This is a genomic window from Curtobacterium sp. USHLN213, from assembly GCF_037144815.1.
Taxonomy (GTDB): Bacteria; Actinomycetota; Actinomycetes; order Actinomycetales; family Microbacteriaceae; genus Curtobacterium.
This window is the reverse complement of record NZ_JBBCYQ010000007.1, coordinates 27510-43116: the sequence shown is the minus strand read 5'-3', so window position 1 is coordinate 43116 and position 15607 is coordinate 27510. Positions and strand designations below refer to the sequence as shown.

At 74.1% G+C, this 15607-nt stretch carries 11 protein-coding genes; 8 read left to right on the top strand and 3 right to left on the bottom strand.

Annotated elements, in window-relative coordinates:
• The first annotated feature begins 4 nt into the window (after positions 1-4).
• Positions 5-1282 carry an FAD-binding oxidoreductase gene (locus WFH25_RS10965; protein ID WP_336697674.1) on the top strand — a complete coding sequence of 426 codons (1278 nt, stop codon included), beginning with the start codon at positions 5-7 and terminating at the stop codon, positions 1280-1282.
• Here WFH25_RS10965 and WFH25_RS10960 read toward each other — a convergent pair.
• Complete coding sequence (locus WFH25_RS10960) at positions 1275-2105, bottom strand: helix-turn-helix transcriptional regulator (protein WP_175473757.1); 831 nt, start codon at positions 2103-2105, stop codon at positions 1275-1277. The two genes, WFH25_RS10965 and WFH25_RS10960, sit on opposite strands and share 8 nt — an antisense overlap.
• Before the next feature lie 150 nt (positions 2106-2255).
• On the opposite strand from WFH25_RS10960, the gene WFH25_RS10955 reads away from it, so the two are divergent.
• Together WFH25_RS10955 and WFH25_RS10950 are read left to right on the top strand one after the other, a co-directional pair.
• On the top strand, positions 2256-3596 hold the full coding sequence (locus WFH25_RS10955) for an MBL fold metallo-hydrolase (RefSeq protein WP_336697673.1): 1341 nt from the start codon (positions 2256-2258) through the stop codon (positions 3594-3596).
• A gap of 42 nt (positions 3597-3638) precedes the next feature.
• Positions 3639-5840, top strand: coding sequence for a helix-turn-helix domain-containing protein (locus WFH25_RS10950; RefSeq protein WP_336697672.1), 2202 nt, complete (start codon positions 3639-3641; stop codon positions 5838-5840).
• A 31-nt stretch (positions 5841-5871) separates the two neighbouring features.
• Here WFH25_RS10950 and WFH25_RS10945 read toward each other — a convergent pair whose 3' ends face one another.
• Entirely contained in the window at positions 5872-6723 is an 852-nt protein-coding gene (locus tag WFH25_RS10945) for a helix-turn-helix domain-containing protein (RefSeq protein ID WP_336697671.1), read from the bottom strand.
• Positions 6724-6844: 121 nt separating this feature from the next.
• Between WFH25_RS10945 and WFH25_RS10940 the strand changes: the two genes are divergently transcribed.
• The 4 genes from WFH25_RS10940 to WFH25_RS10925 are packed head-to-tail and all read left to right on the top strand — an operon-like array spanning position 6845 to position 13952.
• On the top strand, positions 6845-9052 hold the full coding sequence (locus WFH25_RS10940) for a helix-turn-helix domain-containing protein (RefSeq protein ID WP_336697670.1): 2208 nt from the start codon (positions 6845-6847) through the stop codon (positions 9050-9052).
• Positions 9053-9112: 60 nt separating this feature from the next.
• Positions 9113-9856, top strand: coding sequence for an ABC transporter ATP-binding protein (locus tag WFH25_RS10935; RefSeq protein ID WP_336697669.1), 744 nt, complete (start codon positions 9113-9115; stop codon positions 9854-9856).
• Positions 9853-11187 (top strand): hypothetical protein, encoded by a 1335-nt coding sequence (locus WFH25_RS10930; RefSeq protein WP_336697668.1) that lies wholly within the window; start codon positions 9853-9855, stop codon positions 11185-11187. Before WFH25_RS10935 ends, WFH25_RS10930 begins: the two co-directional genes overlap by 4 nt.
• Before the next feature lie 20 nt (positions 11188-11207).
• Positions 11208-13952 (top strand): ATP-binding protein, encoded by a 2745-nt coding sequence (locus WFH25_RS10925; RefSeq protein WP_336697667.1) that lies wholly within the window; start codon positions 11208-11210, stop codon positions 13950-13952.
• A 16-nt stretch (positions 13953-13968) separates the two neighbouring features.
• Here the strand turns inward: WFH25_RS10925 and WFH25_RS10920 are convergent, their stop codons facing one another.
• Positions 13969-14844, bottom strand: a complete 876-nt coding sequence (locus WFH25_RS10920; protein ID WP_336697666.1) for a helix-turn-helix domain-containing protein — start codon at positions 14842-14844, stop codon at positions 13969-13971.
• Positions 14845-15026: 182 nt separating this feature from the next.
• Between WFH25_RS10920 and WFH25_RS10915 the strand changes: the two genes are divergently transcribed.
• Positions 15027-15575, top strand: a complete 549-nt coding sequence (locus tag WFH25_RS10915; protein ID WP_139199477.1) for an MmyB family transcriptional regulator — start codon at positions 15027-15029, stop codon at positions 15573-15575.
• The last annotated feature ends 32 nt before the right edge of the window (positions 15576-15607 follow it).

Here is a 15607-nt window from a genome sequence, read left to right as displayed (position 1 = left end):
AACCATGGACATCGTCCGACCCAGCGACACCGGGTACGCCGCACTGCAGCACGTCTACTCGAGCACCGGCCGACCGGGATCGATCCTGCTCCCGCGCACGACGACCGAGGTCGCCGAGGCGCTCGCGATCGTGCGCGCGTCGGGGCGCCCGTTCGCGGTGCGCAGCGGCGGGCACGGCATCAGCAGCATCGCCACCAACACCGGTGGCGACGTGATCGACCTCCGTGCCCTCGCGTCCGTCGAGCCCCGGGGCGGCCGGTCGGTCCGCGTCGGGCCCGGCGCGCGCTGGGGCGCCGTGGCGTGGGCGCTCGCCCCGCACGGCCTCGCGATCAGCTCCGGCGATTCCGGTGACGTCGGGGTCGGCGGCCTCGCCACGACCGGTGGCATCGGCCTGATGGGCCGTGCGCACGGCCTCACCATCGACCGCCTGCGAGGCGCGGAGATCGTCACGGCGGACGGGACCGCACGGCGCGTCTCCGGCGACGAGGAACCAGACCTGTTCTGGGCGATCCGTGGCGCCGGCGCGAACTTCGGGATCGTCACGGCGTTCGACTTCGAGGCCTCGGAGACCGCCGACGTCGTGCAGACCACCGCGGTGTACCAGCCGATCGACCTCGCTGCGTTCCTGCAAGCCTGGGGCCGGACGGTGGAGACCGCGGCGCGTCCGGTGTCAGCCTTCCTCTACCTGGGGGCGGGGCCGACGCCGTTCGCGCAGGCGACCATCGTGTACGCCGGCGACGACCTGGCGGCGGCGGCCCCGGAGATCGAACGCTTCCTGCGGATCCCGGGCCTGGCCGGGCAGCGGGCCGCCGTGACGCCGTACGCGGCGGTACCGCTGACGAGCGGTGCGCCGCACACCGGGCAGCAGCGTGCTGCCACCCACACCGGGCTGGCCGTGCACCTCGACCAAGACCTGTCCGACCGGATCGCGGTGTTGCTCCGCAGCGCCGGCGTGGACATGGTCCAGATCCGCTCGGTCGGCGGCGCGATCAACGACGTCGACCCGGCGGCGACCGCCTACGCGCACCGGCACCAGAACTTCTCGGTGACTGCGGTGTCGGTCCGGGGCGGCGACGCGTTCCACGACGCGTGGGAGTCCGTGCACCCTCGGATGGACGGCATGTACCTGAGCTTCGAGACCGATCACGCACCGAGCGCCGTGGCCGAGGCGTTCCCGCCGGCGACGCTCGCGCGGCTGCGGGACCTCAAGGCCCGGTGGGACCCCGACGACCTGTTCGACCAGAACTTCGACGTGTCGCGGACATCGGCGGAGCTCAGCTGAGGGCGACGGCGCCCGCGATGCGGTCCGCGAGGTCCGCGAGCGCGGCGGCGCTGTCGGACCCCGGCACGGCGTGGTACGCGCAGAGCAGGTACCCCGGTGTGTTCGGGACCACGAACGTCTGGTGGCGGAGCGTGATCTGTCCATACCCGTCGACCGAGGGCCGGACATCCCCGTCGTAGTACGGGTCGACCTCGTGGCGCTCCCAGAGCCGGCGGAACACCGGGTCCGCCTCGGCGAGCCTCGCCGCGGTCTCGTGGAGCCGGGGGTCGTACGGGTGCCCGTAGAACCGCATGCGGCGTGCGGTCCGGTCGGCGAGCGCCGGCCAGGTCGGCAGCGCTCGGACCTCCGGGAAGGTGAAGACCACCTCGGGGATGCTCCTGCCGACCTCGAGCCCGAGCGGGACCACCCACCGCGCGAGGGCGTTCGAGAGCACGACCTCGTGGCGGGAGTTGATGATGTACGCGGGTGTGTTCGGCCAGGAGTCGAGGATGGCGGACATCGCCTCGATCGAGACCGCGGCCTCGGCCGCCGCCACGTCCAGCGGCTGCACCGTGCTGAGCCGCAGCAGGTGCTGGACGCCGGCATCGTCGAGCCGCAGTGCCCGGGCCAACGCGTGGAGGACCTGTTCGGACGGTGCGCGGTCGCGACCCTGCTCCAGCCGCAGGTAGTACTCCTGGCTGATCCCCGCGAGCCCGGCGACCTCGTCGCGACGGAGCCCCGGGACCCGGCGGCGCGTGTGCGACCGTACGTCGACGTCCTCGGGGCGGGTCGCCGCCCGACGCGCTCGGAGGTAGTCGCCGAGCGGTGTCCCTGTCGCGATCACGACCCGTCCTCCCTCCCTGCCGGCGCGTCCGGCGCCGTGGTTCCTCCATCCTGGCGCATTCCCGGTCCCGGGATGCGCCAGGTGTCCCCGACGGGGACACCCTCGCGCCTGCTCGGACCCGTACCGTCGGCGCAGTGCGAAGGGAGTGTCGTGCACGATCCACCGGTCCGCCGGGCGCACGTCACCGTCGCCGCCCGTTTCGACTGCTCGCCGAGCGCGACGTGGTCCCGCTTCGTCGACTTCGCCGACGGGCACGTCGGTCCCGACGGTGCGACCGAGCTCCTCACGCCCGGTACGAGTCGCTGGATCCGGCGGCTCCCTGGCGACCTCGGCGTCGTCGAGGAGCGTTCCCGCACCGAGGACGGCGTCGTCGCCTATCGCGCTCGCGTCCCCGGCGGTTCGGCGGTCGACGACGTGGACGGCGTCGTCCGCGTGTCCCAGGAGGCAGAGGGGAGCCTCGTCACGTGGACGACCGAGGCGGTCACCGCCCCGTCCGCGTCCGAGCGCGAGCGCATCCGGCAGTGGCTGGCGGATCGGCTCCGGACCGCCGGGGGCACGGTCCTCGCCCCCCTCACCATGGACGTGTGGCTCGGAGGCTACCGGGACGTCGCCCGCACCGGTCTCGACGGCACGGGCACCGCGACGTGGTCGCCCACGACGGCGACCCTGGTCTCCGGCGAACACGACGCCGTCCTCGTCGACGCCCTGATGACGGCGGACGAGGCCGACGCCCTGGTCGAGTGGATCCGAGGCAGCGGGAAACGGCTCCGGACCGTCGTGGTCACCCAGGGCCAGGCAGACCACTTCTTCGGCCTCGGTCGCGTCCTGCGGGCGTTCCCCGACGCGGTCGCGACGGCCGTCGCCGACGTCGCCACGCGTGCGCTCGACCAGACGGCGCCCGCACACCGTTCCCGGTGGGAGTCGTTGTTCCCCGGACGGCTCCCCGGATCCCTCACCGCTCCGACCCCCGACCCGGCCGGGGTCGTCGACCTCGAGGGCCATGCACTGCAGCTGTTCGACGTGGGACGGATCGGCGACCGGCCGACGAGCCTGGTGTCGGTCCGGCACCTCGACGCGGTGATCGGCGGCGACCTCGTCTACAACCGCGTGCACCCGTGGCTCGTCGGCACGGACGCGGATTCCCGACGGAGCTGGGCGCGGGCACTCGACCTCGTCGAGGCGCTGCGTCCGGCATGGGTGATCGCGAGTCACCGGCACCCGGCTTCCCGTTCCGACGCCGCTCGACCGCAGGTCGCCGCGCTCCGCAGGTACCTCGGCGACGTCGAGACGGTGCTCGCGGACCACGGTGATGCCGGTGGGTTCGTCCGCGAGATGCTCCGGCGGTGGCCGCGGTTCGGCAACCGATCGACGTTGGAGGCCTCCGCGGTGGCCCTGTACACGATGGGCCCCCCGCCATCGGAGGCCGAGTTGCCAGACCTGCTCCCGCGTCGTCCGCAGGACGAGGCGGACGAGCCGACGGACCTCGTCTGAGACGCGACTCAGGTTACGCTGTCCCCGACCGGGAGGAGCGTCGTGGGCGACACGGACCTCGCAGCGCGGCTCCGGACACTCCGGCTCGCAGCCGGCATGACGCTCGAGACCCTCGCGGAACGATCGGGCGTGAGCGTCCGGGGCATCAGCGACATCGAGCGCGGCCGCAGTCGCCACCCGCAGCCCCGCACGATCGAGGCGCTGGTCTCCGGACTCGGGCTCGACGACGCGGCACGTCGATGGCTCCGGGCGCCGCTGGTGGGCGCGGGGCCGGACACCGGACGCACCGATTTCCGCCCGCCGCGCGTGGCGGACTTCACCGGGCGCTCGGGTGAACTCGACCGGCTCGTCGCGGACCTCGACCGGCCGTCGGGCCCGCCGGTCGTCGTCGTCTCCGGACCACCCGGCATCGGGAAGACCGCGCTCGTGACGGAGGCGATCGGACGAGCGTCCGCCGCCGAGCGCCGCGTGTTCGTGGACCTCGCCGGACACGGCCGACCGGCGACGACCGCGTTGGAGGTGCTCCAACGCGTCCTCCGACAGTGCGACCCGGACGATCCGCCCGGCACGTTGGCGGCAGCGAGGGCGCGGTGGTCGGAGCTGTGCTCGGCCGAACGGGTGCTGGTGCACCTCGACAACGTCTCAGGCGAGGACCAGGTCCGACCCGTGCTCGTCGAAGGACGGTCGACCGTCGTCGCGACCTCGCGTCGGACGCTCGCGGGTCTCGACGCGGACCGGATCGTCCTCGACGTGCTCGGACCGGAGGACGGTCGTCGCCTGCTCGAACGCATCGTGCCGGCCGAGCAGCGCGATCCTGCTGCGGTCGACGAGCTCATCGCGCTGTGCGACGGATTCCCCCTCGCGCTCCGCGTCGCCGCCAACCGCATCGCGAGCCGTCCGGCCACGAGCGTGGCGGACCTCGTCGCCCGCATGCGGTCGACCGATCGCCGGCTCACGCTGCTCGTGGCCGGCGACGTCTCGGTCGCGGCGGCGATCGCGGTTTCCTACGACGACCTCGACCCGGCGACGGCCGCCGTGTTCCGGGCGACCGCGGCACTCGACGGCGTCACGTTCGGCGCCGACGTCGTCGCGGCGGCGGTCGGCGCGAGCCCAGACGAGACCGAGGCCCGACTCGAGGGACTGGTCGACCTCGGCCTGGTCGAACCCCGGGGCACGCGGTACCGCGTGCACGACATCATCCGGCTGTTCGCGCTCGAGCGGCTCCGCGAAGACGCCCGGACCGAGGCAGCTGCACGCGAGCGGCTCACCCGGTGGTTGCTCGACCGGCTCCTCGCGGCCGGGTCCGCGTTCGTGGTGCCCGGCCGTGCCCCCGTCGCACAACCGGACGCCGATCAGGACGTCGCCCGCGACTGGATCATCGGAGAGGTCGACCACTGGTGGCCGGCCTTCCGTCGGGCCGCCGCGCTCGGGTGGCACGAGATCGTGGTCGCACTCACGACCGTGCTGCAGTGGTTCGGGAACCTCTGGCCGGACTGGGGACGGTGGTACGAGCTCGACCTCGTGGCACAGCGAGCAGCGGACGAGCTCGCGGACGATGCCGCGCGTTCACGAGTGGCGGGACATCTCGCCTGGGCCGCGCACGTCGAACGAGCCGACCACGGACTGGCCACGCAGCACGCGGACGAGGCGCTCGCCGCGGCGGAACGTACCGGTGCCGTCGATCTGATCGCATGGGGGCACTACCACGTCGCCTGGAGCGCACTCGACCGCGGGGATCCGGTCACCGCCGAAGTACACGCACTCGCTGCGGTCGCGGGGTTCGAGAGCGAGGACGACCCGGTCTTCCTGCACCAGGCGCGGGGCATGTTGGGCCTCGCCCTGCAGGCACAGGGTCGGTACGACGAAGCGGTCGCCGCGCTCCGAGCGGCGGTCGACGGCATCGTGGAGGGGCTCGACCCCGTCGACGAACGCGTTCGGTACGCGCAGGCGCTGGCCCGCGCGGCGCTCGCCAGCACGCTCCTCGAGTCCGGTGCGCCGAGCGAAGCGCTCGACGTCCTCGACGCCGGGCTCCGGACGCTGCCGGACGACACCGGGACGTCCATCGGGCTGCTGCTCCGTTCGCGGGCGGCGGTGCTGGTGGAGCTCGGACGACCCACCGAGGCGCTGGCCGACGTGGACCGCGCGCTCCGCGCCTTGCCGGCACGCGTTCGTCCTGCTCGCCTGGACGCCCTGCAACGGGAGTTGGCGGCGCTCCGCGACTCGCTCACCGGGCCGAGCGGTTGAGGGCCCGCGGGACGAGGGCGTCGCCCGGCGGTCAGACCTCGACGGCGCGTCGTCCACGAGCGGTCGTGACCTCGTCTCGCAGCGCCGCCAGCGCCCGCGCACCGTCCGTGCCGTCCGCCGCGTGGAAGGCGGTGAGCACGTACCGCTGCGGGCCCGGGACCTCGAGCGTCTGGCACGTGAGGGTCACCCGGCCGTGGCCGTGCACGTCCTGGTCGATCGAGCCGTTGAGGTACGGGCGGGCGTCGTGCCGTGCCCAGAGCCGCCGGAAATCCGGGTCCCGGACGGACAGGGTGCCGATGATCTCCTGCAGCCGCCGATCGCGGGGATCGCTCCCGTACCGCAGCGTCGCCGCGGTCCGGGCGGCGGCCTCCGGCCAGTCCTCCATCACCGCGCGGCCGAACGGCGAGAACACCGCCAGCGGCAGGTTCACCCCGGGTGTCAGCCCGCCGCCCGTCATCGCCCGTGCCAGCGGGTTCACGACCAGGACGTCCTGGTTGCCGTCCATGATGTACGCCGGCGTCCCGGTCCACTGGTCGAGGAGGCCGCTCAGCGTGTCCATGACGCGAGCCGGCGTCGTGTGGTCGTCGGAACGAGCCTCGCCGGTCTGGATCCGGACGAGGCGGTCCATGTGGTCCACCGCGTCCTGGTCCAGGCGGAGCGCACGGCCGAGGGCGTGCAGCACCTGGTCCGACGGTTGGCGGTCGCGGCCCTGCTCGAGTCGGAGGTAGTACTCCTGACTGATCCCGGCGCGGCGGGCCACTTCGTCCCGTCGCAGCCCGACGACCCGCCTCGGCGTCGACGACACGATGCCGACGTCCTGCGGCTGCACGAGTGCTCGTCGTGCGCGGAGGTACTCACCCAGAGGCGTGATCGCAGTCGGCATGGCATCGCTCCCGCTCGTCCTCGCTGCACCGTCGTGAACGGTGCTGCATGATGTCGGGTACCAGCCCACCAGGCACCCGGCGTCGGCACCATGCAGAACGCAGGCAGGAATCGAGGAGCACGTGCAGGAACGACCCGACGGCGAGCTCCTCCGGCGGCTGCGCACCACGGCGGGCCGGACGCTGGCCGACCTCGCCGACGCCGCCCACGTCGGCGTGCGGACCCTCAGCGACATCGAGCGAGGGGTCGCGCGGCGCCCGCAGCGCGCGACGATCGAGGCGATCGCGGCGGCACTCGGCGTGACGTCAGCGGAACGGGACGCGCTGCTGTCGATCGGTCGGGCCCGTCCGTCGACGGAGGCGAGCGCCCCGGACGTCGTCGGCGACTTCACCGGACGCGACCGCGAACTCGGCAGGGTGCTCGACCGTCTCCGGGGCGCCCACGCGGGTGCGGTGATCGTGTCCGGCGGCCCCGGGGTCGGCAAGAGCACTTTCGCTGCGGAGGCGCTCCGCGTCCGCGGTGTCCCGTGGATCCACGTCGACCTCGGCGGGCAGACGGCCGCCCCGCTGTCGGCGCTCGACGTCCTCCGCCGTCTCGTCTCCCTCGCCACCGACGGCACGGAAGAGGCACCGGTGATCTTCGACGCGGCGGCAGCACGGTGGCGCGAACTCAGCGCCGACCACCGGCACGCGGTCCTGCTCGACGATGCCGGCAGCGAGGCGCAGGTGCGTCCGGTGGTCGACGCGGCGGGACCGGGGGTGCCGGTGATCGTGACGAGCCGGAGTCCGCTGGCCGGACTCGACGCCGGACTCCGCCTCCAGGTCGAGCCGATGCCGCGCGCCGATGGCCTCGCGTTGCTCGAGCGGATCGTGCCCGACGCGGCGAGCGAGCCGGCTCTGGCGGCGGTGGCCGAGCACTGCGCGGGGATCCCGCTGGCGCTGCGGATCGCCGGAAGCCGCATCGCGGCACGGACGGACGACGTCGACGGCTTCCTCGGCGCCATGCGCGCCGAGGAGCAACGGCTCGGCGCCCTCCGGCACGGTGACCGCTCGGTCGAGGCCGCGTTCGCCGTCTCCTACGAGCGGCTCCCGTCCGTCACGGCGCAGGTGTTCCGCTCGCTCGCGGTGATCGACGGGACGAGCTTCGATGCACGGACCGGCGGCGCTCCCCTCGGGCTCGACGACGTGACCGCCGAGGACGCACTCGAGGAGCTGGTGGACCTCGGTCTCGTCGAGCCACGCGGTGGGAACCGGTACCACGTGCACGACCTGCTCCGGGCGTTCGGTGCCGACCGGATCGACGCCGAGGACGGTACCGGCGCGTCCCGAGCGCTGCGGGAGCGACTGCACCGATCGGTCCTCTCGCTCCTCGATCGAGCGGCACGGCGGTTCGCTCCCGAGACCGCCCGCCGTGACCAGGCCGATCCGGAGTTCGCCGACCCGGCAGCGGCGAAGCGGTGGATCACCGGTGAGGTCGACCACTGGTGGGCGGCGTTCCGCGCCGCAGTGTCGGGTGGGCTGCACGGCGACGTGATCCGGACCGCGACCGGTCTCGAGTGGTTCTCCAACCTGTGGCCGGCATGGGGGCACTGGTACGAGCTGTTCGGCGACGCGGTCGACGCCGCGCACGCGGCCGACGACCGAGCGTCGGCAGTGCGGCTCCTCGGTCTGCAGACGTGGGCTGCCCTGATGGAGCGCGGCGACCGGACCGGTGCGCTCGAGCTCGCCACCAGGGGTCTGACGGACGCCCGTGCGGCGGACGACGACGCCGTGTCCGCGAGCGCCGAGTACCACGTCGCGTGGGCACACCTGGCGCTCCGACAGCCGGATCTCGCGCTGCCGCACATCGATGCCGCGATCGACGGGAACACGAGGACCGGGGACGACGCCGCGCTCGTCCAGTGTCGCTCGATGGCGGGCGCAGCACTCCACCTGCTCGGCCGGCACGCCGAGGCGATCGCGTCCTTCCGAGCGGTCCTCCGCGACCTCGAGCGGGTCGGGGAGGGCGACCCCGGGGCGGTGTTCACCCGGGTGGTCGCGCTGGAGGAGATCGCGAAGTCGGCCAACGCGCTGGGGCGATGGGACGAAGCCCGGGACGCGGCGGACGCGGGGTTCGGTGCGGCGTCGGCACTGTCGTGGGACACGGGTGCTGCTCGCGCGCTCCGACAGCGTGCCGAGGCGCTGCTCGGTTCCGGGGAGGCCGACGGAGCCCGACGCGACGCCGAGCGCGGGATCGCCCTGGTCGACGCCGATCGGGCGGACGCCCAGGCGGCGGTGGTGCTCGGCGAGCTCCGCGCGCTGCTCGAGCGGATCGACGGCCGCGCGCCCTGAGCGGAGACTGTCCCCGGCAGAGACAGGCGCACGGCCTTCCTCGCTGGCTAGCCTGCGACGGTGCAGCGAGACCCTGACGACCGACCCATCGTGCGCGCCCGCGACGTCGAGTACGCCTATCCCGGTCGCGCGGCCGAGCCGGTCCTGCGCGGGGTGTCGCTCGACGTCCAGCGCGGCGAGATGCTGGCGGTCGTCGGCCCGAGCGGCTCCGGCAAGAGCACGCTGCTCGCGTGCCTGTCCGGTCTGGAACGCCCGCTCCGGGGCACCGTGGAGATCGACGGCACCGACATCGGCCCGCTCTCGCGGCAGCGGTCGGCCCGGTTCCGACGCGGTCGGGTCGGCTTCGTCTTCCAGTCGTACAACCTGCTCCCGGCACTCACCGCCCGGGAGAACGTGGCGCTGCCGGCACGCCTGGCGAAACGCCCCGCTGATCGCCGGACGGTCGACGCCGCACTGGACGCCGTCGGGATGCTCGACTCCGCACACCGGTACCCGGATTCGATGTCCGGCGGACAGCAGCAGCGCGTGGCGATCGCCCGGACGCTCGTCGCACGGCCGCAGGTGGTGTTCGCCGACGAACCGACCGGGGCGCTCGACACGGTGGCCGGCGGCGCGGTGCTCGACCTGCTGCGGCACACCGCCTCGGGGCAGCGTTCGGTCGTCATGGTGACGCACGACCTCGCGGCCGCGGCGCGGGCCGACCGCGCGATCGTCCTGCGGGACGGCGTCCTCCACGCGGAGCTTGTCGCACCGGACGTCGACGCGCTCTTCGACTCGATCGAGCGTGCGTCGGTACGCGCATGATCCTCGTCCGCCTGGCGGCAGCCGATCTCCGCGCGTCGTGGCGCGTCTGGGCCGGCCTGTGCGCGGTGTCCGCGGTCGCCGCACTGGCAGGCAGCGTCCCCGGTGTGCTCGTGGTCGGCGGCCTGCGGACACCCGGGGTCCGGGGGCTGGCGCTGCTGTCCATCGCGGGCACGACCGCCGCGTTCGGGCTCATCGCGATCCTCGTGGTGGTGTCCGCCGTGGTGCGGCTCACCGCGGGGCTCCTGGAGCGGACGTACGCCCTCTGGCAGCTGGCCGGCGTCACTCCTCGAGGGGTCCGTGTGACGGTGCTCGTCCAGACCGCACTCGTCGCCGTGCTCGGCGCCGTGGTCGGAGCGGCCGCGGCTGGCGTCGTCGTCCCGGCCGCCGTCGACGCCGCCCTGGCCGGAGCCTCCGGACTCGACGGGGTCCGGGTGGCCGCTTCCTGGGCCGAGGCCGTCGTCGTCGTCGGGCTGACGGTCACCGCCGCGGTCGTCGCCGGGCTCTCGGGGAGCCGCCGCGCCGCCACGACCCCGCCGCTGCTCGGTGTCGGACCGGGTGTGCGCGGACGTCGACCGCCGATCCTCCGTGCCACGGTCGCGGCACTGCTGACGGCGCTCGCGGCGAGCATGCTCGCCGGACTCCCGGCGTCCGTACCGGACGGCGCGGCGTCGGCACTCCTCATCGGTCCGGTGCTGGTCGCGGCGGTCGCCGTCCTCGGCAGGTCGGTCGGTGCACCCGTCGTCCGGCTCTGGACGGCGGCGGTGCCGGCGAGCGCGTCGGTGTCCTTCGCTCTCGCGCGCGCAGCTGTCCGGCGGGCTGCGGCTCGGAGCGACACGACGCTCGCGGCGCTCCTGGTGGCCGTGGCCCTGCCGACGGCGCTCGTCGGGGGTCAGCGGACGGCGGCGACAGCGATCGGAGACGACGCGACCGGGAGCGGCTCAGCGGTGACGACCGTCCTCGTCCTCAGCGGCCCGGTCCTGCTCGCCGCCGTCGGGGCCGCGGCGACGGCGGCGATGGCCGCTCGGGACCGCGCGCAGGAGCGCGAGCAGCTCCTGGCCGTCGGCGCGACCCCGGCCCTGCCGGTGGCCGTCGCGGCACTCGAGGGTGTCGTCCTCGGGGTGAGCGGCACGCTCATCGCCGCGGCCACCGTGGGCGTCTCCGTCATCGCGGAGTGGGCGGTGCTCGTCGGGCGGTACCCGTCGACCAGGCCGATCGTCCCCGTCGATGTCCTGGTGGCGATCGGCGCGCTGTGCACGGCTCTCGTCGTGCTGTCGTCCCTCCTGCCGGCCGTGCCGGGGCGGACACGGAGGAGGACCTCGCCGGGCGACTGACGGCGACGTATGCTCACACCGTGCCCGAACGCGCCTCGCAACTGGTCGGCCGCGACGCCGAACTCCTCGTCTTGGACGGTGCCCTGGACCACGCCCGGCGGGGGCACGGTACCGCGGTCCTGGTCGACGGCGATCCCGGCATCGGCAAGAGCGCCCTGCTCGAGACCGTCGCCGCGGACGCCACCGCGGACGTCCGGTTCGTCCTCCGTGCCCGTGGTGTCCGCAGCGGGACCGAGATCCCGTTCGGCGGCCTGCACGAACTGCTCCACCCACTCCTGCCCTTCGCGGCCGCCCTCCCCGATCGTCAGGCTTCGGCCCTCGACGTCGCCTTCGGCCGTCGTGACGGACCGGCCCCCGACCGGCTCCTGCTCGGCATCGCCGTGCTCGGGCTGCTCGAGGAGGCGGGCAGCCACGGGACGGTGGTGGCACTCGTCGACGATCTGCACTGGACGGACCGGACCTCGCTCGAGGCGCTCGTCTTCGTCGCATCGCGGGTCCGCGGACTCCCCGTCCTCCTCGTCGCGACGACCCGGAGCGGTACCCCTGTCGGTGACCACGAGGACGCGTTCCCGACCGTGCTCCACGTCGGTCCGCTCGACGACGCCGCGGCGGACCGACTGCTCACCGACGTCGCGGACCACCTGCCGACCGGGGAACGGGCACGGGTGCGTCGGGAGTCGTACGGCAACCCGCTCGCCCTGCTCGAGTTCTCCGCGCCCGTCGCCGGCACTGCGCGCGGACCACTGTCCGAACGCATGTCCGCCCGACTCGAGCGGACGTTCCTCGCCGGTGTCCTGCTGCTCCCGGAGACGACCCAGCGGGCGTTGCTCGTCGCGGTCGCCGGAGAGGACGCCACCGCACGGGAGCTCGAGCAGGCACTCGTGGGTGTCGGACTCGGCGCAGGCGAGTTGGCGACCCTCGAGCGCGAGGGTCTGCTGCGGCGTGACGGCGACCGGTTCGTGCCACGGCACCCGCTGGTGGGGTCGGCGCACTACGACGCCGCCGATCCGGTCCGTCGGCGCGAGGTCCACCACGCCCTGGCACTGGCGGTCCGTTCGCCCAGTCGCCGTGCGATCCACCGGGCCGAGGCGACGACCGGCCTCGACGAGGCGGTCGCCGCCGAGCTCGACGCCGTGGCGAGTGCTGCGCTCCGGCAAGGCGCCCCCGCCGAGGCGGCATCGGCGTGGCGGCGAGCCGCCGACCTCTCGCCCGACCCGACCCAGCAGGCGAACCGGTTGGTGGAGGCCGCCGAGGCAGCCCGACGCGCCGGCGCCTCGGGTGAGGCGTCCGCCTTGCTCGACCGTGCGAAGCCGCTCACCGACCTGTCGGACGGACGCGCACAGCACCGGTTCGCGCGCGCGGAGTGGATGCTGAGCATGACCGCGGACCACCGTGGTCGGACGGCCGAGGAGCTCGTGGCGTTCGCGACGACCCGGGCAGATCCGACCGAGCGTGCCGAGGTCCTGCTGTGGGCGGCGGCGAAGTGCTACATCCACCAGGAGGCGGACGCCGTCCGAGCGCTCGTGGCCGCCACGGTGGAGGACGTCGACCACGCTCCGGTTGGACGCGGGGACGCCGACGACGCGGTGCTCGCCGAGGTGGCACTCGCCCTCGTCCGTCCCGGGCAGCGTCTCGACGAGCGCACCGTGGACCGGTTCCTCGCCCGTGCACAGGCGACCGACGGCGTCATCGTGAACTGCCTGGCGTTCGCCGCCGAGGAGTCCGGCGACATGGCCACGTCGGACCGGTGCTGGACCGCTGGGGTCCGGCTGTTCCACGACGCGGCACGCACGAGCGACGAGACCACCGCTCTGTGTGGACGTGCCTCACCCCGCGTCACGGCGGGCCACCTCACCGACGGACTCGCCGACGCCGATCGCGCGGAGCGTCTCAGCCGCGAGCTCGACCTCCCGGTGGTTGCCGGGATGGCGCTCTCCGAGGCGGCGCGGGCCCTCGTGCGGGCCGGGGACACGGCCACGGCCCGGACACGACTCGCGGCCCTGGACGAGATCCCGGTGGCCGGCGCCTTCGCGCGCATCGTCGCGACCGCCGCGTGGGCGGCGGCACTCATCGCGGTCGACGAGGGGCGCCACGAGGACGCCGTGGCACACCAGGTGCGCACGCGGGCGAACGGCGCGGTGGCGCTGTGGGCGGGCGCCGACGTGGTCGAGTCGGCGGTCCGCGCGGGCGACACCGACTCGGTCCGTGCCTGGCTGACGGATGCCGCCGCTGCGGCCGCCACGACCGGCTCGCCGCACCTCGCGCTGCTCGTCGAGCGGACGCGCGGTCTCCTCGCACCGGACGACGAGACGGCCCTCGGGCACCTCGCCGCGGCGGTCGACCTCGGTTCGGCGATCGACACACCGTTCGACCTCGCGGTCGCGCGACTGCACCTGGGTGAACGGCTGCGGCGCGTCCGCCGGATCATCGATGCACGTCAGCACCTGTCCGAGGCGGCCCGGCTGTTCGACCGCATCGGCGCCCGCAACTGGGCCGCGCGCGCCGCGTCCGAACTCCGGGCGACCGGTGGACAGTCGACGGACCGGACGTCGACGGACCGGGCGCCGGCTCGGCTCCTCACCGCGCAGGAGCTCCTCGTGTCGCGCATGGCGGCGACCGGGCGCACCAACAAGGAGATCGCGGACGAGGTCTACCTCTCGCACCGGACGGTCGCGGCGCACCTGTCCCGGGCGTTCACGAAGCTCGGCATCAGCAGACGGTCCCAGCTGGCCGGTGCGCTGCGGCCCTCGGACCGTTCCGACTGAGGGCGCGAGCAGACGGTCACGCCACGCGTCCGACCTCGCTGGCGGCCGAGTGAGCGCCGAGACCGCGGCGCATCGCGGTGAACCGCTGCAACGCCAGGGCCGCTGCCGTCCCCGGTTCGGCGGTCAGGGTCATCACCGACCGCCCGCTGCCGCCCGGGACGGCCAGCGAGTGGCACGTGAGCTCGACCGGTTCGGCGGTGGCGAGTCGGATCCGAGCGACCCACGTGACCTGCTGCTCGACGTCGTGCCGGGCCCACAGTTCCCGGAAGGTCGCGTCCCGGATCGCCAGGGTCCCGACGACCTCGCGGTGACGGGCGTTCCTCGGATCACCGTGGAACCGCAGGTTGGCGACCGCCCGTCGGGCGTCGTCCTCCCAGTCGATGACCTCGGCGCGCGCGCGGTCGGTGAACAGGTGGAACAGGAAGTTCGTCCCTGGCAGCAGCCGCGGCCTGATCGCCCGGGCCAACGTGTTCGATGCCAGGACGTCCTGCTCGGCGCTCATGAGCATCGCGGGCACGCCGGACAGTCCGTCGACGAGCTCGAGCAGTGCGGGCTCGACCGGTGCGGGCGGTCCCGCCCCGTCGTCGGTGGTGCTCCCGGTCGGGCCGCCCTCGTCGAGTCGGGCGAGCCGGTGCATGTGCTCGAGCGCGACGTCGTCGAGGCGCAGGGCCCGCACGATCGCGCCGAGCACCTGGTGCGAGGGCCTCCGGTCCCGGCCCTGCTCGAGTCGGAGGTAGTACTCCTGGCTGATCCCGGCCAGTCCCGCCACCTCGCTGCGGCGGAGTCCCGGCACCCGCCGAGCCCGTGAGGAGTCGATGCCCACGTCGGCCGGTCGGACGAGGGCCCGGCGTGCGCGGAGGTACTCGCCGAGGAAGGAGGTCTGAGCGGGCATCGTGTCTCCCGGGTCGTGGCGAGCGTTCCCGGGACGTCCGGCAACCGTGCTCCACGTTGCCGCTGGTCGTCCCCTCCGGGCATCGGTCGAATGACCACATGTCGGCGGGTCGACCAGATCGCGCCGACGGTGTCCCCGCCGGGGACACGATGCCGTCGACACCCGGGCCGTACGCTCCGTCCGTGAGCACGGACGACGGGGTCGACCACCCACGAGCACTGCTCGGCAGGCTCGTGCTGCCGTGGCGGACGGTCCCCGCGGTCGTCTACGACCGACACCTGACCGTCCGGGTGGCGAACGCGTTGGCCGGGGCCGTGCACCCGACGTTCCGGTCCGGTGCGAACCTCGCGCGGGCGACGTTCCTGCGGCCTGAGGGCGACGAGGCCTTCCGCGCGTCGTCGGAGACGGCGGAGGCGGTGCCGCTCGGCGCCCGCGTCGTCGCGGAGCTGCGGCGCTCCCTCGACGAGCACGAGGAGGACCGCGGGTACGTCGAACTGGTCGGGGAGCTCGCGGCCCGGAGCGAGGCCTTCGCTCGACTCTGGGCTGGGCCGGACGCTGCGGATCCGGACGGGGTCGTCGGTTTCGACAACCCCGTGGTCGGTCACCTGGCCCTCGCCTACCACCGGTTCGCGGTGCCCGGCCCGGACGGCGACACGCTGCTGCTGTGGCGTGGTGCGGACGAGCCGTCCGCCCGCCGCCTCTCGAGCCTCGCCGACAGCCTCGCCGACTGACAGCCTCGCCGACTGACAGTCCCCGCCGCGGC

Bases quoted from the DNA above. Each gene is read 5' to 3' on its own strand.
- WFH25_RS10965 (WP_336697674.1), top strand. From the start codon at position 5: ATGGACATCGTCCGACCCAGCGACACCGGGTACGCCGCACTGCAGCAC.
- WFH25_RS10945 (WP_336697671.1), bottom strand. From the start codon at position 6,723: ATGCCGACTGCGATCACGCCTCTGGGTGAGTACCTCCGCGCACGACGA.
- WFH25_RS10930 (WP_336697668.1), top strand. From the start codon at position 9,853: ATGATCCTCGTCCGCCTGGCGGCAGCCGATCTCCGCGCGTCGTGGCGC.
- WFH25_RS10920 (WP_336697666.1), bottom strand. From the start codon at position 14,844: ATGCCCGCTCAGACCTCCTTCCTCGGCGAGTACCTCCGCGCACGCCGG.